Below are 18,814 nucleotides of genomic sequence, written 5' to 3'. Positions count from 1 at the left end.
TTCGACCTCGGCCGAGCCGGCACCGTGGCAGCGACGAATTCTTGGAGCAGGCCACTGGTAGGAAACTGTTCTCAAGTTCTGTCAGGGGTCGTGCCTACCCTGTCGTCATGGTGAGTGTGAAGGTCGTCGACGAAACGGCATCCGGGGGTCGCGACGAAGGCTGGATGTTCGAGGTGACCGAGGAGCGGCTGCCACTGCAGGAGATCATCCGGCGGCGAGTATTCCAGGAGGTCGCCGAACACAATGCCGGCGCGTCTCGTGGTGCCTTTCGTGGTCTGGTACGGCCGGCAGATGCCGAGGTGGTGCGCGGCGGGTTCCGCACGACTGGTCGTGTCGATCCGGAACGCCAGTGCGAGGCGGCGTTGCAGGCTTTCGGGCGCAACGGTTTCGTGGTTCTGGTCGGCGATCGACAGATCGAGGAGTTGGACGAGGTGGTCGCGCTGCCACTGGGTGTGGAAATCACATTCCTGAAGCTCGTCGCATTGGTGGGTGGCTGAATGTCGAGGTCCGAGTACGAGACCGCGGCGCGGGCCGCCATCGCTGCGGACGATATGGACGCCTTCTTCGACACCTATCTGCAGGCGTATCAGACGAAGACCGACAAGTACGTGTGGGGTGCGGTATCGGACATGGCACGCGTGTTGCCAGACGAGATCTCCGAGCGGTTGGCTCGCGTCTGCGCCGCAGCGGCCCCGGCCGCTTCCGAGCACATCCGACACGGGATCAAGTATCTGCAAGAGAGCATCGTCCCTTCCAAGTACAAGACAGCGGTCCTCGACGCCATCGCGGCGGACGATATGGGCAGGTTGTGCGCCGAGATTGTGCGGGTACACCAGATCGCCGAGTCCTCCCATATGGCGTCCGACTATGCCTTGTGGCATGCCCTGTTCGCCAAGGTGCGTGAACTGCCGACCGAGACGGTCGAACGGCTTGCTCGCGCTTGCGCGCTTGCGTTCCCTACCGCTTCCGAGCGCGAGCAGCACTCTCTGCTGCTCTTGGCGTCGACCATCGCACCCACCTTGCCGATCCTGGTCGAAGAACGGCGAGCAGTGCTGGAAACCCTGTCGAACCACCACGGCAGGTTGAGCCTTTTCGCGATCGACTCATCTCTGGCCCTAGCCGAACTGGCGTCAGGACGTATCTTGAGCCCTGAGGTCGTCGCGGTGTACCGCCGCGGAGCCTGCGAGAGGTACCAGGACTCTCGTGTTGCAGAGGTCGCCCGGCAATGCCCCGAACCAGTGGTCAATGTGGGTGAGCAATGGGCGGACCGAGCACTGGAGTTGGCGTGCTCGTCTCCGGGTTGGCACGACCTGCTGGCCTTCGCCACAACCGCCACGATGGGAAGACCGAACGCCAAGTGGGAAAAGACCGGTCGAGCGCTGCTGGCGAAGGTGGATTCCTTCGACGAGAAGGTGCTGTCGTTGTTGGAACTGGTTGGCCGACCCAGGACATTACCGCTGCGGCATCGTCTCGCCGAAGATCCCGGCCTCAACGATGAGTACGACCCGTTCAACGCGAACGCTGTGCGCGGTCTGCTGTGGCTGCTGACGTATCGGCCCCCGCAGCCGACGACCGCCCGCATCCTGGGCGGCCTGGTGGAAACGTCGCTGCGCAAAATCAAGGGTCTGGGACCACGTAACCCCATAGCCAACGCCGGTGTTTACGCTCTGAGCCAGGTGAGCGGCGAGGCGGCGCTGGGTGAGCTGGCCCGCCTGGCCGCCACAGTGACTTACAAGGGCACGTTGAAGCTGATCAACGTCGCGCTGGAGACCATTGCACACGCGCTCGGGCTGACCCGCACTCAGATCGAGGAGATGGCCGTGCCCGCCTACGGCCTGACGTCGGTAGGCACGGCGGAATTCGCCTTCGGCGCCGCGTCGGCGACGGTGACCGTGGACGGCACCAAGGCGGTGCTGTGCTGGTTCACGAGCAAACCGGTGAAAAGCGTCCCGGCCGCGGTGAAACGCGACCATGCCGAGGAATTGAAAGAACTCGAGGCGGCGGCCAAGGACATCGGCAAGATGCTGACCGCCCAAGTCGAACGGCTGGATCGCCAGTTCCTGGAGCGCCGCACCTGGGATTACCCCTCGTGGCGGGAGTATTACATCGACCACCCCTTGGTGGGCACGATCGCCCGCCGTTTGTTGTGGACAGTCGACGGGGTCACCTGCGGCTACGCAGACGGCGCGCTGCGCGACGTGGCGGACAACCCGGTGGGTGGTGACGTCGTGGAGCTGTGGCACCCGCTCGGTCGCTCGACGGAGGAGATCCTCGCATGGCGAGACTGGTTGGAATGCAAGAATATCCGGCAGCCGTTCAAACAAACCCATCGCGAGGTCTACCTACTCACCGACGCAGAACGCCACACCGGTACCTACTCGAACCGCTTCGCGGCGCACATCCTGCGCCAACACCAGTTCCACGCGTTGGCCGCTGTCCGGGGATGGCGCAACAAGCTCTTGCTGGATGCCGACACCTCCGTGCCGCCACCGACCCGTGAACTGCCGCAGTGGGGTGTGCGCGCGGAATACTGGGTGGAGGGCGACCGCGACGACATTGGGGACGTCGACATCACGGAGTCCGGCAGCTACCTACGCCTGCGCACCGACCAGGTGCGGTTCTACCCGATCGACGCACCACTGAACCTTGCCAACAGCGCTTTCCATGGCGGCTTCCATGGGTCGGCCGAGCCACTGCCACTGTCGGACGTGCCCGAACTGGTCCTGAGCGAAGTACTGCGCGACGTGGACCTGTTCGTCGGTGTGGCCAGCATCGGCAACGATCCGACATGGTACGACGGTGGTCCGAACGGCAGGTTCGCCGACTACTGGACCGACTACAGTTTCGGCGACCTGAACCAGACTGCACAAACCAGACGTGACCTGCTGACCAGGCTGCTGCCCCGACTGGACATCGGCCACCAATGCACCGTGGAAGACAGATTCCTGCACGTGCGAGGTACCAAGCATTCGTATCGGATCCACCTGGGCTCAGGAAATGTCCTGATCGACCCCAACAACCGCTACCTGTGCATCGTCCCCTCGGCACGAACAACCGAACCGGACTCGTTCCTGCCGTTCGACGGTGACCGGATGCTGTCGGTGATCCTCAGCAAAGCCCTGCTTCTGGCCAACGACACAAAAATCACCGACCCAACCATCCTGAGCCAACTCCCGTGACAATGCTTCAGGCGTGACAGTTGGTCGAACTCAGTGCACCGATTGCCATCTCGTGGCGCACTTCCGCTCCTACACGATCCTTATCTCACCCAAGACGAGGATGGGGTGTTTCATAGGCGGTCACCTATGAAACACGGCTCCGGCGGGGAGCGTCCTGGGCGTTCCCCGGCGTCGGTCGGGTCTTCGCCGAGAAGATCTCCACCCGCCCCGAACTGGACAACGCCGTCACCCTCGCCCGGGAACTGCGGGCCTCCGGTGTCGCGGCCACCCTCGTCGTGCACGAACACAAACGCCTCGGCCGCGGAATCGAACTCGCCGCCCTCGCCGAGCAATTGAAAGCCTCCGACATCGGCCTGGAATTCCTCACCGGCGAACTGCAAGGCTCCCACATCGACGCGCTCCACCAATTCGCCCACGGACCTACTGCTCGTCGGCGACGGTGATGCCGAGAGTGCTCGCGAAGCTTGGGGCCAGGTCCATCAATTGCAGTGGTGTGATGGTTGCGCCGCGCAGACCGTCGAGCCCGTCGGCGATGCCGATTCGTGTGGCGCCGCGCAGGTCGACCTTGCGCATTGTGGTCTTGTTGAGCGAAAGGTCTGTCAGTGTCGAGCCGGGGAAACTCACCGTGGTGAGATCCGCGTCGCCGAAATCGGTGTGCCGCAGGACGCAGTCGACGAACGAGACCTCGCGCAGCTTCGCGCGGCGGAAGTTGACCGAGTCGAATTTGCAGCCCTCGAACCGGACGCGGCGCAGCACCGTGCCGCCCGCGTCCACGCCGGAGAACACGCCTTCGACGAATTCGGCGTCCTGCCACGAGGTATCCGAGAGATCGGTGCCGATCCAGGAGACGGCGCGCAACCAGACGTCGGTGAACCGCCCGTAGCGAAAGCTGCCCCGGGTGACGGTGAGCGAGGTCAACGCGGACTCGGCGAAACGCACGTGCTCGGCCCCGAGGTGTTCGAGTTGGCGATCGTCGACGTGGACGCAGTCGTAATCGCCCTCGCGCTCCGGCTCCTCCTCGAACGGCGTCAGGTACCGCGCGAACGGCAGATCCGCCAGTTCACGTGCCACGCCCCACCTCCCAACTCAGTCGACAACGGTCGATCCTGTCTACCAGCGCCCACCGACAACCGGCGTCGAGGCAGGTCAACGCAGCGTGCACAGCCAGCGGCGGGTATCGGCGGGATCGATGACGTCGTCGAGCTCCAGCACGGTCGCCGCGGTGAGCGCCTTGCCGTTGGCGTAGGCGAGCTGCACGAGGTTGTCGAAGGCCGTCTGCCGCTCGTCCGGGTCCGCGATGGCGGCCAGCTCCTTTGCGAAGCCGAGGCGCACCGCACCCTCCAGGCCCATGCCGCCGATCTCTCCGGTCGGCCAGGCGATCACGAAACGCGGCGCGCGGAACGAGCCTGCGGCCATGGCCTGCGCGCCGAGGCCGTATCCCTTACGCAGGATCACCGTGCCCCACGGCACCGACAGCGCGGCCGCGTCGACGAACAGGCGACTGAACTTGGTGACCGTCGCGTGCGTCTCGGCCTCCGGCCCGACCATGAAACCCGGTGTGTCGCACAGCGACACGATCGGCAGCCCGTGCGCGTCGCAGAGCCGGAGGAACATGGCCAGCTTGTCGGCGGCGGGCGCGTCGATGGCGCCGCCGAGGTGATGGCAGTCGTTGGCGATCAACCCGAACGGCCGCCCCTCGACGCGCACCAGGGCGGTGACGATGCCGACGCCCCAGTCCCTGCGCAATTCCAGCACCGAACCGACGTCGGCGATCGAGGCGATGGCCGCGCGAATATCGAAGGCGCGCAGGCGATTCTCGGGCACCACGTGGCGCGCGAGCCGGGGATCGGGTGCCGTCCATTCGGTCTCGCCGCCTTGGAAATAGCCCAGATAGCGGCGCGCCAGGGCGACCGCTTCGGCTTCGTCGGCCGCGACCAGGTGCACCACGCCGTTGCGACGCTGCACCTCGATCGGCCCGATGTCCTCCGGCGCGTAGACGCCGAGGCCGCCGCCTTCGATCATGGCGGGCCCGCCCATGCCGATGTTCGCGTCGGGGGTGGCGATCACGACATCGCACATGCCGAGCAGGGCGGCGTTGCCCGCGAAGCAGCGGCCGGAGACGATGCCGATCAGCGGCACCCTGCCGGACAGCGCGCCCATGGCGCGGAAGGTGGTGACGTCCAGGCCCGAGATGCCCGCGTAGTCGGTGTCGCCGGGACGGCCGCCACCGCCTTCGGTGAAGAACAGCACCGGAAGTCGTTGTTCACGAGCCAGTTCCAGCATGCGGTCGGTCTTGACGTGGTTGCGCATGCCCTGGGTGCCCGCGAGCACCGTGTAGTCGTAGGAGAGGACGACCGCGCGGGCCGCGTCCGCGCCGAAACGGTCGGCGTTGATCGTCGCCACGCCGGTGATCAGGCCGTCCGCCGGTGTGTTGGCGATGAGGTCCTCAGGGCTGCGGCGCGAGCGTTGCGCGGCGACCGCCAGCGCCCCGTATTCGAGGAAGCTGTCCGCGTCGACCAGATCGGCGATGTTCTCGCGGGCGGTGCGGCGGCCGAGCCGGTGGCGTTTGGCGACGGCCTCGGGCCGGGCGGCGTCCAGGCCGATGCGATGCCGCTCGTGGACTTCGGCGAGATCGGCGCGGATCGCGTCCAGGTCGACGGCGGCGACGTCGTCCGTTTCGCCGTCGTGCTCGCTCGCGGCCCAGACCAGTAGCGCGGCGTGCGGGTCGACGGTGTCGCCGGGCACGACGAGGTGCCGCAGCACGCGCAGCGGCTGTTCGGCGCGCAGCACGTGTTGCATCTTCATGGCTTCCAGCACCGCCACTTCGCCACCGGCGGGGACGACGGCGCCCGCTTCGACCAGGCTCACGACCGTGCCGCCCATCGGCGTCGACAGCGCTGTCTCGCCGTCGAACAGCGGGTCGGGCTCGCGTGCGGCCACGGTATCGGCGGCGGTATCGACCGAGGGCAGTGCGGTGGCGAGATCGGCTGCGCGCGCGGCGAATTCGGCGGCATGCTGCTCGAACCACGAGGTGGTGACCGCGCCACTGTGGCCGAGCTCGTCGAGTACCGCCCGCAGCACGGTCGCGTTGGTGTCCACTCCGGCGACGACGGTCTCGGCCAGCGCGTCCGCGCAGCGCCGCAGCGCGGCAGGATACGACCCCGCGCGCGCGATCACCTTCGCCAGCAGCGAATCGAAGTGCACGCCGTGCCGCAGTCCGGCGTACAGGCCGGTGTCGACCCGCACACCGACGCCGGTCGGCGCGGCGAACCGCGTGACGGTGCCGGAGGCAGGCAGCACTTCCCCACCGGCCGTGACGATTTCGGCGTTCACCCGGGCCTGGACGGCACAGCCGCGTGGCGCGGGATCGGGCAGGTCGAGCTCGGCGAGCGAGGCGCCGCGCGCCAGATCGAACTGGAGCGCGACGAGGTCGGCTCCGGTGACCTCCTCGGTCACGGTGTGCTCCACCTGGAGCCGCGGATTCACCTCCAGGAACCAGTAGTGCGTTCCGCTGACGAGGAATTCGACGGTGATCACGCCGCGACAACGCACCGATTCGGCAAGCGCGACGGCATCGGCGTGCAACTGCTCGCGCACGGCCGAGTCCAGCCCGGGCGCGGGCGCGATCTCGATCAGCTTCTGGTGGCGCCGCTGCACGCTGCAATCGCGGTCGCCGAGCGCCATCGCCACGGCGCCGTCCGCGACGACCTGCACCTCGATGTGCCTGGCCGCGGGCACCAGCGCCTCCGCGTAGACGGTGTCGTCGCCGAATCCCGCGCGCGCCTCGGCCCGGCAGTACTCGTAGGCGGCGGGCAATTCGGCGGGGTCGCGCACCACGCGCATGCCGCGCCCGCCGCCACCGGCCGCGGCCTTGACCATGACGCCTTCCGGATAGCGGGCGAGCAGCTCGGTGATCTCGTCCACGCCGGAACCCGCGGGCGTGGCGGGCAGAACGCGCACGCCCGCGCGTTCGGCCGCGGCGCGCGCGGCGGTCTTGTCGCCGAAGGTACACAACACCTCGGGCGACGGACCGACGAAGACCACGTCCGCCGCGGCGCACGCGGCCGCCAAATCGGCGCTCTCGCTGAGGAATCCGTAGCCGGGATGAACCAGCGCGCCGGATTCCGCCTTTCTCGCCGCGGCCACGATGCCCGCCACGTCCAGGTAGGCGGCCGCGCCGTGTCCGTTCAGTTCCACCGCGTCGTCGGCGAGGTGGACGTGCATGGCCTCGCGTTCGTCGGCGGTGTACACCGCTAGCGTGCGGTATCCGCGCTCACGGGCGGTCCGCAGGACGCGGACCGCGATTTCTCCTCTATTGGCCACGACGACGTACATGCCGCCCAGTTTCGTTGACATTGACGTCAACGTCAATGACCATATTGTCGTGACCTCCTCCGCCTGGTCGGTTCGCGGCGCGCGCGAACGCTCGCACACCGACCGCCACCGTGATCTGCTCGACGCCGCCGCCCGGGTCTTCACCGCGCGCGGCTACGCCGAGACCACCGTCGCGGCCATCACCGCGGAGGCGGGCGTCGCGCGCGCCACGCTGTATGTGTACTTCGCCTCGAAAGACGAGATCTTCCACGCGCTCGCCGTCCGGGTGCGTGACGACTTCCTCGCCGCGCAAGAACCCGGCCTCACCGGCGACGATCCGCGAAAGACGTTGCGCGCCACCATCGACGCCTTCGCGATCGCGGTCCGCAAGACCGGTCCGTTGCTGCGGATGCTCGAGGAGCGCGGCGCCATCGATCCGGCGTTGGCCGGACTCGTTGGCGAGATCACCGAGCGTCCGACCCGCCGTTTCACCCGGTGGATCGAGCGCCAACAGCAGGCCGCGGCGATCTCGCCGGTCGCCGAGCCGCGCGTGGTCGCCGAGACCGTCGGGTATTCGCTGACCCGCGGCGCACTGGTACGTCGCGACGCGGACGCGGCGGTGTGGGACGCGTATCTACGCAACGTCTACACCATCGCCGAGACATTGCTCGGCATGCCGTGACACGACTTCGGCCCGCCGAAGAGTCGGCGGGCCGAGAGCGGTGGTCGGAGTGGATCAGGCGCTGCGGCTGTCCAGCAGCGCGGCGGGCCGGTCGGTGGCTCCGCTGAAGCGCAGCACGCCGTCCTCGAGCGACGCCTTGCGCAACAGGGCGCGGTCGCGGAAGTAGTTGTTGATCACCTGCCACGGGCCGTTGGTGCCCTGGCGCGGCATCACCGCGTCGCCGCGCTTGATGTAGCCCGAGGTCAGCGCGCCGCCCATCACCGAAGCGGCGCCGCGGTCGCCCTCCTCGGCCACCGCGACGAACTTGGTGAGGCCCTTGGACTTCAGGTGATTGAGCAGACGGCAGAAGTACTCGGCGGCCAGATCGGCCTTCAGCGTCCACGACGCGTTGGTGTAGCCGAGCACCATCATGGCGTTGGGCACGCCGTCGAGCAGCGCGCCCTTGTAGACCACGCGATCGCGGGTCACCACCGGCTCGCCGTCGATCTCGAGCGACGCACCGCCGAGCATCTGTACCGAAAGGCCCGTCGCGCTGATGACGATGTCGGCCTCGAGTTCCTCGCCGGAGGCCAGCCGGATGCCGGTCTCGGTGAAGGTCTCGATGCGATCGGTGACGATCGAGGCCTTACCGCTGCGCAGCACCTTGAACAGGTCGCCGTTGGGCACCACGCACAGGCGCTGGTCCCACGGGTTGTAGGACGGCGTGAAATGGCGCATGTCCAGATCCGCGCCGACCTGCAGCCGGACTGCGGCGAGCAACAGCTTCTTGGCCGCCGCCGGATTGGTGCGGGAGAGCTGGAAACTGGCGCGCTGCAAGGCGATATTGCGCGCGCGGCCGATCCGGTAGGCGAGTTTCGCGGGCACCTTGGCCGCCTTCATGCCGACCGCGACCGGGTCGTCGGCGGGCAACGCGGTGATGTAGGTGGGCGAGCGCTGCAGCATGGTCACGTGCGCGGCGTCTTCGCTCATCGCCGGGATGAGGGTGATCGCGGTGGCGCCGCTGCCGATGACGACCACGCGCTTACCGCGGTAGTCCAGATCCTCGGGCCAGTGCTGCGGGTGCACGATCTGCCCGCGGTAGTCCTGCTCGCCGGGGAACTCGGGGCGGAAGCCGTTGTCGTAGTCGTAGTAGCCGGTGCAGCCGACCAGGAAGTTGCTGGTCCACTCCTCGGTCGCGCCGGTCCGCTCGTCGATCGCGGTGACGGTCCACAGCTCGGCTTCGCTGGACCAGCGCGCGACGGTCACCTTGCGGCCGAACCGGATGTGCTCGGTGACGCCGTACTCGGCGGCGGTGTCCTCGATGTACTGGCGGATGTGCGGTCCGTCGGCGAGCACCTTGGTGCCGTGCCACGGGCGGAAGCCGTAGCCGAAGGTGTACATGTCCGAGTCGGAGCGAATGCCCGGGTATTTGAACAGGTCCCAGGTCCCGCCGATGGCGCTGCGCCGTTCCAGGATCGCGTAGCTGCGTCCGGTCTGCTCGCGGGTGAGATGGCAGGCCATCCCGATTCCGGACAGGCCAGCGCCGATGATCAGTACGTCGACATGCCGCGTCATTGAGGTACTCGTTTCGTCTGGTCTCGCACCCGGGCGACGTCGTCCGAGCGTGTTCAATCGAGGGTACATGTTATTAGAAGTAACGTCTATAACGCGAATCCCCTGATCGGCGATAAAAACCATGGTGGTCGCAAACCGTGACCCCGGGACGTGCGGTCAGCACCATGAACCACTGCGGCATGCCCACGACTCCCACGCCCGAAGGAAGTGACGCACGCATGAGTCTGTCGTTCCACTGGTTCCTGCCCACCTACGGTGATTCGCGCGGTCTGGTCGCGGGCGGCCACGGCACCTTCATGTCGGGCGACCGTCCTGCCTCGCTGCGCTACCTGAATCAGATCGGCGCCGCCGCCGAGGACAACGGCTTCGAGGCGGTGCTGACGCCGACCGGCGCCTGGTGCGAGGACGCCTGGCTCACCACCGCGATGCTGGTGGAGACCACCGAGACGCTGAAATTCCTGGTCGCCTTCCGCCCCGGCCTGATCAGCCCGACGTTGGCCGCCCAGATGGCGGGCACCTTCCAGCGCCATTCGCGCGGCCGGCTGCTGCTCAACGTGGTGACCGGCGGCGAACCGCACGAGCAGCAGGCCTACGGCGATTTCCTCGACAAGGATCAGCGCTATGCCCGCACCGGCGAATTCCTGCACGTCGTGCGGGAGCTGTGGCGATCGACCGAGCCGCTGACCTTCGAGGGCGAGCACATCCGGGTCCGCGAGGCCCTGCTGAGCAACCGGCCCGACCCGATCCCGCCGGTGTTCTTCGGCGGCTCGTCGGCGCCCGCCGGGCCGGTGGCCGCCCGCTACGCCGACACCTACCTCACCTGGGGCGAGCCGCTGCTCGCGGTGAGCAGGAAGCTGGAGTGGATCCGGCGTCTCGCCGTCGACCACGGCCGCGTCCTCGACTACGGCCTGCGCATCCACGTCATCAGTCGCGACACCTCCGAACAGGCGTGGGCCGAGGCCGAGCGGCTGCTACAGGGCATCGATCCCGCCGACGTCGAACGGGTGCAGGCGAACCTCGCCCGCAGCGAGTCCGAGGGGCAACGCCGGATGCTCGAGCTACACGGCGGCAGCAGCGAGCGGCTGGAGATCGCGCCGAACCTGTGGGCCGGTGTCGGACTGGTGCGCGGCGGCGCGGGCACCGCGCTCGTCGGCTCGCACGAGGAGGTCGCCGAGCGGCTGGTCGAGTACTCGCGCCTCGGCATCACCCACTTCATCCTGTCCGGCTATCCGCACCTCGAGGAGGCGTACTGGTTCGGCGAGGGGGTGCTGCCGATCCTGGAGCGCAAGGGTCTGTGGCGGCATCCGCACCGCGCGGCGCCGGTCCGCGTCGGCACTCCGTTCGCAACCTCGTCGTCCAGCTGAGCGCGCCGCCGGGGTGCGCCCGCTGCCTGTATGCAGCGCCTGCAAACCCCCGGTTATCGCTGCCGTCGCGGCACCCACGAGAATGGATCCCCGGCTCCGGCCCACGAAGGCCGAGCCGAGGATCCATTTTTCGTACTGGGGTGGACCACGCCCCGAGAGGAAATCGATGACCCGCGCAGCTGAACAACGGTGGCGCCGCCGCACGCCCGACTCGAACCCGTCCGGCGTGGCGCTCAAACGGAGCCTCGGGCGGGTCGACCTAACCGCCATGGGCGTCGGCACCATCGTCGGTGCGGGCATCTTCGTCATCACCGGCGTGGCGGCCGCGGAGAAGGCGGGACCGGCCATCGTGCTGTCCTTCGGACTGGCCGGTCTGGTCTGCGTGCTCGTCGCGCTGTGCTACAGCGAGCTCGCCGCGATGGTCCCGGTCTCGGGCAGCGCCTACACCTACACCTACGCCACGCTCGGTGAAGGTCCCGCGTTCCTGGTCGGCTGGAATCTGCTGCTCGAATTCGTCATCGCGGGCGCGGCCGTGGCGATCGGCTGGTCCGGGACGACGGTGTCGGCGCTGGACTCGATGTTCGGCATCACGCTGCCGCACGCCATCACCGCGGGGCCCGGTGAGGGCGGGGTGGTGAACCTGCCCGCGGTGCTGATCATCGCCGCGATCGTGGCCGTGCTGGTCGGCGAAGTGTCGCTCACCGCACGCATCACCAAGGCGCTGGTCGCGGTGACCATCGGCGTGCTGGTGCTGGTGATCGCAGTCGGCGCACCGCACATCGACCTGGGCAACTGGGTCCCGTTCGCGCCGTTCGGCTGGAGCGGCGTCATCGGCGGCGCGGCCATCGCGTTCTTCGCCTTCCTCGGTTTCGACGTGGTCGCCGCCTCCGCCGAGGAGGCGCGCAACCCCAAGCGCGACGTGCCCTTCGCCATCATCGGCACCGTGCTGATCGCGACGCTGCTCTACGCGCTCGTCAGCGCCGTGCTCACCGGCGTCGCCCCGTTCCCGACCCTGAACAACGGCGCACCGATCGCCACCGCCTTCGGCGCGCTGCACATCGGCTGGATCGGCAACGTCATCATCGTGGCCTCGGTCATCGCGCTCACCAAGGGTCTGCTGCTCATCGTCTACGCCCAAGTGCGGCTGAGTTTCGCGATGTGCCGCGACGGTCTGCTGCCCCGCAGGCTGGCCGCGACCGGCAAGCGCTCGACGCCGGTGCGGTTGACGCTGGTGCTCGGGGTGTGCTGCGCCGCCATCGCCGGACTGCTGCCCATCGACATCGTGGTCGAACTGGTGAACATCGGCGCGCTGTCGGCATTCGCGGTCGTGTGCGTCGGCGTGCTGGTGCTACGCAAACAGGAGCCGAACCGGGAACGTCCGTTCCGCACCCCGCTCGTGCCGCTGGTGCCGATTCTCGCGCTGATCGGATGCGCGCTGATGGCGTTCACCCTCGACGTGCTGACCTGGGTGCGGTTCGCCGTCTGGGTCGCGGTCGGCGTCGCGGTCTACCTCGGGTACGGACGCAGGCATTCGACCTTCGCCACGTCCGAGACGTCCCAGGCCCGCGTTCCCGCAGGCCCTGCGAGTTAGCCGCGCCCGGCGGGCTGCACCAAGCGCAGCAATGCGTCCACCGTCGTTTCCGGGGACGTGTTGAAGCAGAGCCTGATGCCGGGCGCCGACTCGGTCAGCACGTTCACGATGCGTTCGAACAGCAAGGTCTGCTCCGGGAGCATCCGGACGCCGCCGCCGATCATCGCCAGCCCGTAGGTCGCCTCCCCGAGCCTGCTCTCGACGAGGTCCTCGGCCGCGTCGGGATCGGCCGGAACCGAGCACGACACGACGTCGAGGCCCGAATCGCGCAGCGCCGCCGTCCCGGCCTCGACGCGCGCGGTGAGCTCGGCTTCGTCCAGTCCGGCGTGCTTGCTGTAGTCGAGCTGGCTGGGATGCAGGCCGATGGAGCGGATCTTGGTGTCGGAACCGAGGGTCATGGCGTCCACAGTGCCAGCGATCTCCGGCGCGCAGGCGGGCCGAAGCACACGCGATGCCGTTCTGCACTCGATGCGGATCCGCTGTCGCGCGGCGGCCTTCCCTCATCGTGGCATCGAGTGCAACCAGAGTTCCACGTGAATCACACCGTTTTCCAACGGAATTCGGCGAGGGCTTGCCGGTGGCGCATCGGTCGCAGCGCTCTGTGTCGGGAGCTCTCGGGAAGTCGCCGAAAACCGGTGCGGCGGTATGGATCGGGATCCCGGATCACACTCGTCGCCGCTCACGTACCCGGCACGTCCGGCATCGGTGAGATCGTCGCGCCTGCCGTCCGTAACCGCTGCGCCAGCACGTGACAGCGCGTCGCCAGCTCCGGCGGGTCGAGTACCTCGAAGGCGTGCCCGAGCAGGAGCACGTGCATGAGTACGGCGTCGAGGTTGGCGGCCCCGCTGACGACCTCGCAGCGCTCGCCGTCGCGCTGGTGCACGACCGCCGCCGACGCCGGAATCTGCGCGCGCACTGTGTCGGCCGACGCGTGCACGAGAAAGCGCGCCCGGTGCGGGTAGACCCGACTCGCCACGCCCTCCTGCACGTACGTCGCCGCGTCGGGCGCAGGGCGTGCGCGGAACCGCCAGGTCCGTGCGGCCACATCGGTCATCCTGTCGACACGGAAGCTGCGCCAGTCGTCGCGATCGAGGTCGTAGGCGAGCAGATACCAGCGCCGATCGGAGGCGACCAGACGATAGGGCTCGACCCGCCGCCGCGTCGGCCGATTGGCGGACGGGTAGTCGAATCCGGCCTCGACCTCGTCGCGGCATGCTCTGGCCAGCGTCATGAGCGCCTCGGGGTCCACCGGAGTGCGGCCCGCGCCGAAGGACTCGACCGAGTCGGCCAGCGCGCGCACCTCGCGCCGTAGCCGGGCGGGTAGCACCCGGTCGAGTTTGGTCAGCGCCCGCAGCGCGGCGTCGCCGGCGCCGGTGACCGCGCCACCCGCACCCACGAGCAGCGAGACGGCGGTGGCGATTGCTTCCTCGTCGTCGAGCAGCAGCGGCGGCAGATCCTGTCCCGGTCCGAGCCGGTAGCCGCCGCCGACACCCTGGCAGGCGTGCACCGGATAGCCGAGGGTGCGCAGTCGTTCGACATCGCGCCGTACCGTGCGCGGCGTGACGCCGAGCCGGTCGGCGAGCTCGGGGCCGGTCCACACCTGGCGTTGCTGCAACAACCCGAGCAAGGTGAGCACCCGCTCGGTCGTACCCCGCTCGTCGCTGCCTGCCATGTCCACCTCGCTAAGCCTCCCGGAGATAGCGGACCGATGCTGTCCGGTTTCGATGTCAGGGTAGCCGCATGGACGCAGACCAACTCGAATGGAACCGCACGCTGCGCGAGCAGTGGGTGGTCCACTGGGACAATCAATTGCGCGGCAGGCTCGACGGTCTCACCGACGACGAGTACTTCTGGTCGCCGGTGCCCGACGCCTGGAGTGTGCGGCCGCGCGGCAGTTCGACCGCGCCCGTGCAGGCGGGCGCCGGAGACTTCACGATCGACTACGCCGTTCCCGGGCCGGGTCCCGCGGCGTTCACCACGATCGCGTGGCGACTCGGTCACGTCATCGTCGGCGTGCTCGCCGCGCGCAACGCGGCGCACTTCGGCGCTCCGGCCGCGTCCTACGAAACCTGGACATACGCGGGCAACGCGGCCGCCGCACTCGACCAGCTCGACACCCAGCTCGGCGTGTGGCTCGCCGGGGTACGCAACCTCGGCGACGCCGGTTTGCGGCTCCCGGTCGGTCCGAAGGAGCCCTATCCTGAGGCGTCCATGGCCGACCTGGTGCTACACATCCACCGCGAACTGATCCACCACCTGTCCGAGGTCTGTCTACTGCGCGACCTCTACCTGCACACGCAACCCACCGCGAACGGAGCAACTCGATGAGCCGCCACCTCCAGATCACCTTCGACGCCCACGATCCGAAGGCGCTGTCGACGTTCTGGCGCGAGGTACTGGGCTATGTCCACCCCGGGCCGCCTGGAGTCGACCTGCCCGCCGGCGCCGACCCGCTGGCCGCATGGGACGAGTTCCTCGCTCGTATCGGCGTACCGCCGGAGCTGCGCAATACGAGATCGGCCATCGAGGACCCGGACGGGCACGGCCCACGACTGTTCTTCCAGCAGGTGCCGGAGGACAAAGTCGCCAAGAATCGCGTCCACCTCGACGTCCGTGCGGCTCCCGGGCTCCAAGGCGAGGAGCGGATGGCGGCGCTGGAGGCCGAGTGCGACCGGCTCGTCGCGCTGGGAGCGAAACGGGAACGTCGCCACGAGCCCGAACCGCCGCTGAGCGCGGGCTTCATCGTGATGACCGACCCCGAAGGCAACGAGTTCTGCCTGGACTGACTCGGCCGCGCGGTCAGCGGCGGCTCGTGCGCGATAGGCGTGCGGACGAGCTCGCCGCGGCGCACAGACAGCTCCAGCGCGACGATCGCGCCGGAGCTGCCGCGCGCAGCAGTTCCCACGCCACCGCGCCGCCCTTGACATTTGACGGTCACCACCTCGGCCGGGCCCACCGCCGCCTCGGGCGTCGCGGTTCGACGGTTCAGGTCGAGCACTGAATGTCGTTGCCAGACAACGGCGAGGCGTCATCTCAGCGGGCGTGGACGCGGTGCTGCCGCCGCCCTCGCGGTGATGTGCAGGTATGCCAGTGCCACCAGGGCCAAGGCGGTGCCGAGGGCATACATGGCGGTCGCACCGTGCCCGATGGTGAAACCGCCGAGCAGCGTGCCCGCACCGATGCCCAGATAGATGCAGGAGGCGTTCAGCGCCACCACCAACCCCGCTTCCTGCGGGGCCGCGCTGATGAGGCGATGCTGCTGCGCCGGGGTTTGGCACCAGCTGGCCGCACCCCACGCCGCGGCGAGCACGCCCACCAGCCACGCCGCCCTGACGTGAGTGGCCGCCAGCGTACCCATGAGCCCCAGCGCGGTGGCCATCACCACGTAGCCGCCGGTGAGCACCCGGGTCGCGCCCCACCGGTCGGTGGCATACCCGGATGCCGAATTGCCTGCTATCGCGCCGAATCCATACAGCGCCAGCACCCAGGCCGTCGCGGACGCGTCGATGCCCGAGGCCGCCAGCGCGGGCACGCTGTAGGCGTAGACCACGTATGCCGCGCCCATGCCCAGCACGGTCAGCGGCAGTACCTTCGCCACCGATCGGTCTCGCACTACCGCCAGCCGGGTGGCCAGCCGCACCGGCGAATTTCCGGGCACGAACGGCACCCACACCGCCACTCCCGCCGCGGCCAGCAGGCACACGAACGCGACCGCGACCAAGGCCGCACGCCAACCCAACCACTGCCCGATCGCATCACCGAGCGGCACGCCCAGCGCGGTCGCGATCGTCAACCCGCCCACGACCACCGCCAACGCGCGCGCCCGCGCCTGCGGACGCACCAGGGCCGAGGCCACCGCGCCGGCGTTCGGGGTGAACGCCGCCGCACCCACCGCCGCCAGCACCCGAGTGGCCAGCAGAACCGCGAAACTCGGAGCCGCCGCCGACCCCAGATTGGCCAGACCGAGCACCACCAGCGCCGTCACCAGCAGGGCCCGGCGCGGCAGTGGCGCGGTCGCGGTGGCCAGCACCGGCGACAACAGTGCGTAGGCCGCCGCGAACACTGTCACCGCCGCACCGGCAGTCGCCGTGGACACCCCCAGCGCTGTGGCCATGTCGGGAAGGAATCCTGCCAGGATGAACGCATCGGTGCCGACGGCGAAGGTGCCCAACGCCAGAATCACCGTGCGCTGCAACCCATTCGGCGACTCGGCGATCCGAGGTGCGGTTCCCATCGGGAGTTGCATATTCGGGATACTCATTGTCCCGGTTCTCCTTCGAAGAAATCCCGGCCGGAAGGCCGGGTGGTTTTCGCAGACGCGGTGATCGCCGCTAGGCGGTGAGGCGCTCGTAGAAGCGCCGCGCCCGCGTCGGCGCGTTGGCCGGAGCGTCGGCGACCAGATCGGCGATGGTCTGCTTCGTCAGTTCGCGGCGCCACGCCAACTCGGCGCGACGCATCGCGCCTGCGATGCCACAAGGCTTCGCGAATTCCGAGCTCGCCGCCGCCGAACCGGCTCCACGGCGGCGGATCTCGGTGCAACGAAACGCTTCGGTTCTCCCCTCGACCGCACCGACGACATCCATCAACGTGATGCGTTCCGAACTCCGCGCCAACCGATATCCACCGCGTGATCCGGGAGTGGATTCGAGAATCCCTTCGCGCACCAGCGGTTGCAGCCGCTTCTTCAGATACTCCGGCGGCAGCTCGAACATCTCCGCCAGCCTGGCGGTCGAGATCGGCGCCCGGTCATCGAGCCACACCAACACCATGCAGCAGTGCAAGCCCCACTCGACCCCCTCGCTCATCAACATGAATAGGGATATTACATGTCCCGAATATGGCTCCGCGAGGGGGGTGAGCCACCCGCCTCGTAGACGCAACAACCCTGTTCGGTCGCGGGGCTAGCGGGAGAAGGTCAGCGGAGCCTTGGATCTGCCAGTAGCACCACACGGTCGGCTCGATCGTCTCCGGCGATACCTTCCAGCTACACCAGTTCCGGATCGATTGTGCGGCTTGATATTTAGTTCACTTGTGTCGGGTTCGCCAGGTGATGTACATCGGTAACGACCAGGGGCGGTGTGGTTATCAAACATCCGTGATCAGAATCAGATCGACCCCCGCAATCGTTGCTCTGTTCGTCGCCGCCTGCATAACCGGCGCACCATCCGCCGGAGCGGACGTGACCACTTATCGCGAGTATGTCGCGCTGGGTGATTCGCACACCGCCGATGTCCTCACCGGGCTACCGCCCAACACGGAATCGACGCCGGTCAGATGCGACCAGTCGCCGACGGACTATCCGCATCAGGTCGCGGCGGCGCTGGCGATCGAGACGTTCCGTGACGCGAGTTGCGGAGGGGCGCGGACCGTGGATATGGCCGGTCCGCAGACAGTGCCGTTCGGGGTCAACCCGCCCCAGTTCGATCGGCTGACCGCGACCACCGACCTGGTGACGATCGGCATCGGCGGCAACGACATCGGCTTGGAGGAGCTGCTGGCGGAGTGCGTGAATCCGAAGGCGCTCGATCCCGCCGCGGTGCTGCCGCCGGAGGACAGCTGTGTCGCCGAATACACCAGGGGCGGGGTCGACCGGATGGCGGACAACATCACCGCGGTCGCGCCGAAGATCGCCGCCGCGCTGGCCGAGATCGGGCAACGATCGCCGCAGGCCAGGATTCTGGTGGTCAACTACCTCACGGTCGCGCCGGTGGACGGCACGGGATGCCGGCCGTTCATTCCGATGGCCGACATCGACGTCGTCTACCTGCGCGACACATTGGCGCGGCTGAACGACATGCTGGCGCGCGAGGCGGCTGCTTCGAACGCAGAGTTGGTCGACGTCTACACCCCGAGCGTCGGCCACGACGTGTGCCAGGCGCCTACGGTGCGCTACATCGAAGGGTTTGTCCCGTTCTCGATCAGGAATCCGGGGCTGATCGCGTTTCCGCTGCATCCGAATGCTGCCGGTGCGGATTTCCAAGCCGAGGCCGTTCTCGCGGCGATCCACCGCGGTTGAAACCGACGGGGTGTTGCTCCTGGGCCGGGCGTCGTTGACCGGCCCAGGAGAACGGGCTACACGGGTCAGCACCTTGGCGCGTTCTACTCGGGCGCGTACTCGCTGTTCGGCGAG

16 protein-coding genes are annotated in these 18,814 nt (G+C 68.3%); 8 read left to right on the top strand and 8 right to left on the bottom strand.

Annotation, left to right across the window (positions count from 1 at the left end; translation table 11 throughout):
- The first annotated feature begins 107 nt into the window (after nt 1–107).
- Nucleotides 108–497 carry a hypothetical protein gene (locus tag ACRWNM_RS09075; protein WP_431965484.1) on the top strand — a complete coding sequence of 130 codons (390 nt, stop codon included), beginning with the start codon at nt 108–110 and terminating at the stop codon, nt 495–497.
- Complete coding sequence (locus ACRWNM_RS09070) at nt 498–3,179, top strand: DUF4132 domain-containing protein (protein WP_431965482.1); 2,682 nt, start codon at nt 498–500, stop codon at nt 3,177–3,179.
- A gap of 110 nt (nt 3,180–3,289) precedes the next feature.
- On the opposite strand, the gene ACRWNM_RS09065 is transcribed toward ACRWNM_RS09070, so the two are convergent.
- The 3 genes from ACRWNM_RS09065 to ACRWNM_RS09055 form a co-directional block, all read right to left on the bottom strand.
- Nucleotides 3,290–3,595 carry a hypothetical protein gene (locus tag ACRWNM_RS09065; protein WP_431965480.1) on the bottom strand — a complete coding sequence of 102 codons (306 nt, stop codon included), beginning with the start codon at nt 3,593–3,595 and terminating at the stop codon, nt 3,290–3,292.
- Between the two features lie 4 nt (nt 3,596–3,599).
- Nucleotides 3,600–4,250, bottom strand: a complete 651-nt coding sequence (locus ACRWNM_RS09060) for a pentapeptide repeat-containing protein (RefSeq protein ID WP_431965478.1) — start codon at nt 4,248–4,250, stop codon at nt 3,600–3,602.
- Between the two features lie 75 nt (nt 4,251–4,325).
- Nucleotides 4,326–7,514: a carboxyl transferase domain-containing protein gene (locus ACRWNM_RS09055; RefSeq protein WP_431966157.1), complete on the bottom strand. Its 3,189-nt coding sequence runs from the start codon at nt 7,512–7,514 to the stop codon at nt 4,326–4,328.
- A gap of 49 nt (nt 7,515–7,563) precedes the next feature.
- On the opposite strand from ACRWNM_RS09055, the gene ACRWNM_RS09050 reads away from it, so the two are divergent.
- A complete protein-coding gene (locus ACRWNM_RS09050) occupies nt 7,564–8,175 on the top strand; it encodes a TetR/AcrR family transcriptional regulator (protein ID WP_431965476.1) in 612 nt (203 codons plus the stop codon).
- Nucleotides 8,176–8,229: 54 nt separating this feature from the next.
- On the opposite strand, the gene ACRWNM_RS09045 is transcribed toward ACRWNM_RS09050, so the two are convergent.
- Complete coding sequence (locus ACRWNM_RS09045; RefSeq protein ID WP_431965474.1) at nt 8,230–9,729, bottom strand: flavin-containing monooxygenase; 1,500 nt, start codon at nt 9,727–9,729, stop codon at nt 8,230–8,232.
- 218 nt (nt 9,730–9,947) lie between these two features.
- Here ACRWNM_RS09045 and ACRWNM_RS09040 point away from each other — a divergent pair, with 218 nt between their 5' ends.
- Entirely contained in the window at nt 9,948–11,093 is a 1,146-nt protein-coding gene (locus ACRWNM_RS09040) for an LLM class flavin-dependent oxidoreductase (RefSeq protein WP_431965472.1), read from the top strand.
- Between the two features lie 166 nt (nt 11,094–11,259).
- On the top strand, nt 11,260–12,684 hold the full coding sequence (locus ACRWNM_RS09035; RefSeq protein ID WP_431965470.1) for an amino acid permease: 1,425 nt from the start codon (nt 11,260–11,262) through the stop codon (nt 12,682–12,684).
- Here the strand turns inward: ACRWNM_RS09035 and ACRWNM_RS09030 are convergent.
- Nucleotides 12,681–13,082, bottom strand: a complete 402-nt coding sequence (locus ACRWNM_RS09030; RefSeq protein ID WP_431965468.1) for a hypothetical protein — start codon at nt 13,080–13,082, stop codon at nt 12,681–12,683. The genes ACRWNM_RS09035 and ACRWNM_RS09030 overlap by 4 nt on opposite strands.
- A gap of 281 nt (nt 13,083–13,363) precedes the next feature.
- On the bottom strand, nt 13,364–14,356 hold the full coding sequence (locus tag ACRWNM_RS09025) for a helix-turn-helix transcriptional regulator (protein ID WP_431965466.1): 993 nt from the start codon (nt 14,354–14,356) through the stop codon (nt 13,364–13,366).
- A gap of 68 nt (nt 14,357–14,424) precedes the next feature.
- On the opposite strand from ACRWNM_RS09025, the gene ACRWNM_RS09020 reads away from it, so the two are divergent.
- Both ACRWNM_RS09020 and ACRWNM_RS09015 read left to right on the top strand, forming a co-directional pair.
- Complete coding sequence (locus ACRWNM_RS09020; protein ID WP_431965464.1) at nt 14,425–15,012, top strand: DinB family protein; 588 nt, start codon at nt 14,425–14,427, stop codon at nt 15,010–15,012.
- Nucleotides 15,009–15,470 carry a VOC family protein gene (locus ACRWNM_RS09015; protein WP_431965462.1) on the top strand — a complete coding sequence of 154 codons (462 nt, stop codon included), beginning with the start codon at nt 15,009–15,011 and terminating at the stop codon, nt 15,468–15,470. The genes ACRWNM_RS09020 and ACRWNM_RS09015 overlap by 4 nt, the downstream gene beginning before the upstream one ends.
- 242 nt (nt 15,471–15,712) lie before the next feature.
- Here ACRWNM_RS09015 and ACRWNM_RS09010 read toward each other — a convergent pair whose 3' ends face one another.
- Both ACRWNM_RS09010 and ACRWNM_RS09005 read right to left on the bottom strand, forming a co-directional pair.
- On the bottom strand, nt 15,713–16,918 hold the full coding sequence (locus tag ACRWNM_RS09010; RefSeq protein WP_431965460.1) for an MFS transporter: 1,206 nt from the start codon (nt 16,916–16,918) through the stop codon (nt 15,713–15,715).
- 97 nt (nt 16,919–17,015) lie between these two features.
- Nucleotides 17,016–17,495, bottom strand: a complete 480-nt coding sequence (locus tag ACRWNM_RS09005; protein ID WP_431965458.1) for an RrF2 family transcriptional regulator — start codon at nt 17,493–17,495, stop codon at nt 17,016–17,018.
- Nucleotides 17,496–17,863: 368 nt separating this feature from the next.
- Between ACRWNM_RS09005 and ACRWNM_RS09000 the strand changes: the two genes are divergently transcribed.
- Nucleotides 17,864–18,700, top strand: coding sequence for an SGNH/GDSL hydrolase family protein (locus tag ACRWNM_RS09000; protein ID WP_431965456.1), 837 nt, complete (start codon nt 17,864–17,866; stop codon nt 18,698–18,700).
- Nucleotides 18,701–18,814: the final 114 nt, after the last annotated feature.

The organism is Nocardia sp. bgisy134 (assembly GCF_965341865.1).
In the GTDB taxonomy this organism is placed as follows: Bacteria; Actinomycetota; Actinomycetes; order Mycobacteriales; family Mycobacteriaceae; genus Nocardia.
The sequence above is the reverse complement of the archived record's forward strand: the minus strand, read 5'-3'. Positions and strand labels throughout refer to the sequence as shown.

Bases quoted from the DNA above. Each gene is read 5' to 3' on its own strand.
- ACRWNM_RS09020 (WP_431965464.1), top strand. From the start codon at position 14,425: ATGGACGCAGACCAACTCGAATGGAACCGCACGCTGCGCGAGCAGTGG.
- ACRWNM_RS09070 (WP_431965482.1), top strand. From the start codon at position 498: ATGTCGAGGTCCGAGTACGAGACCGCGGCGCGGGCCGCCATCGCTGCG.
- ACRWNM_RS09045 (WP_431965474.1), bottom strand. From the start codon at position 9,729: ATGACGCGGCATGTCGACGTACTGATCATCGGCGCTGGCCTGTCCGGA.
- ACRWNM_RS09035 (WP_431965470.1), top strand. From the start codon at position 11,260: ATGACCCGCGCAGCTGAACAACGGTGGCGCCGCCGCACGCCCGACTCG.
- ACRWNM_RS09010 (WP_431965460.1), bottom strand. From the start codon at position 16,918: ATGGGAACCGCACCTCGGATCGCCGAGTCGCCGAATGGGTTGCAGCGC.
- ACRWNM_RS09025 (WP_431965466.1), bottom strand. From the start codon at position 14,356: ATGGCAGGCAGCGACGAGCGGGGTACGACCGAGCGGGTGCTCACCTTG.
- ACRWNM_RS09015 (WP_431965462.1), top strand. From the start codon at position 15,009: ATGAGCCGCCACCTCCAGATCACCTTCGACGCCCACGATCCGAAGGCG.
- ACRWNM_RS09040 (WP_431965472.1), top strand. From the start codon at position 9,948: ATGAGTCTGTCGTTCCACTGGTTCCTGCCCACCTACGGTGATTCGCGC.
- ACRWNM_RS09055 (WP_431966157.1), bottom strand. From the start codon at position 7,514: ATGTACGTCGTCGTGGCCAATAGAGGAGAAATCGCGGTCCGCGTCCTG.
- ACRWNM_RS09030 (WP_431965468.1), bottom strand. From the start codon at position 13,082: ATGACCCTCGGTTCCGACACCAAGATCCGCTCCATCGGCCTGCATCCC.
- ACRWNM_RS09005 (WP_431965458.1), bottom strand. From the start codon at position 17,495: ATGTTGATGAGCGAGGGGGTCGAGTGGGGCTTGCACTGCTGCATGGTG.
- ACRWNM_RS09075 (WP_431965484.1), top strand. From the start codon at position 108: ATGGTGAGTGTGAAGGTCGTCGACGAAACGGCATCCGGGGGTCGCGAC.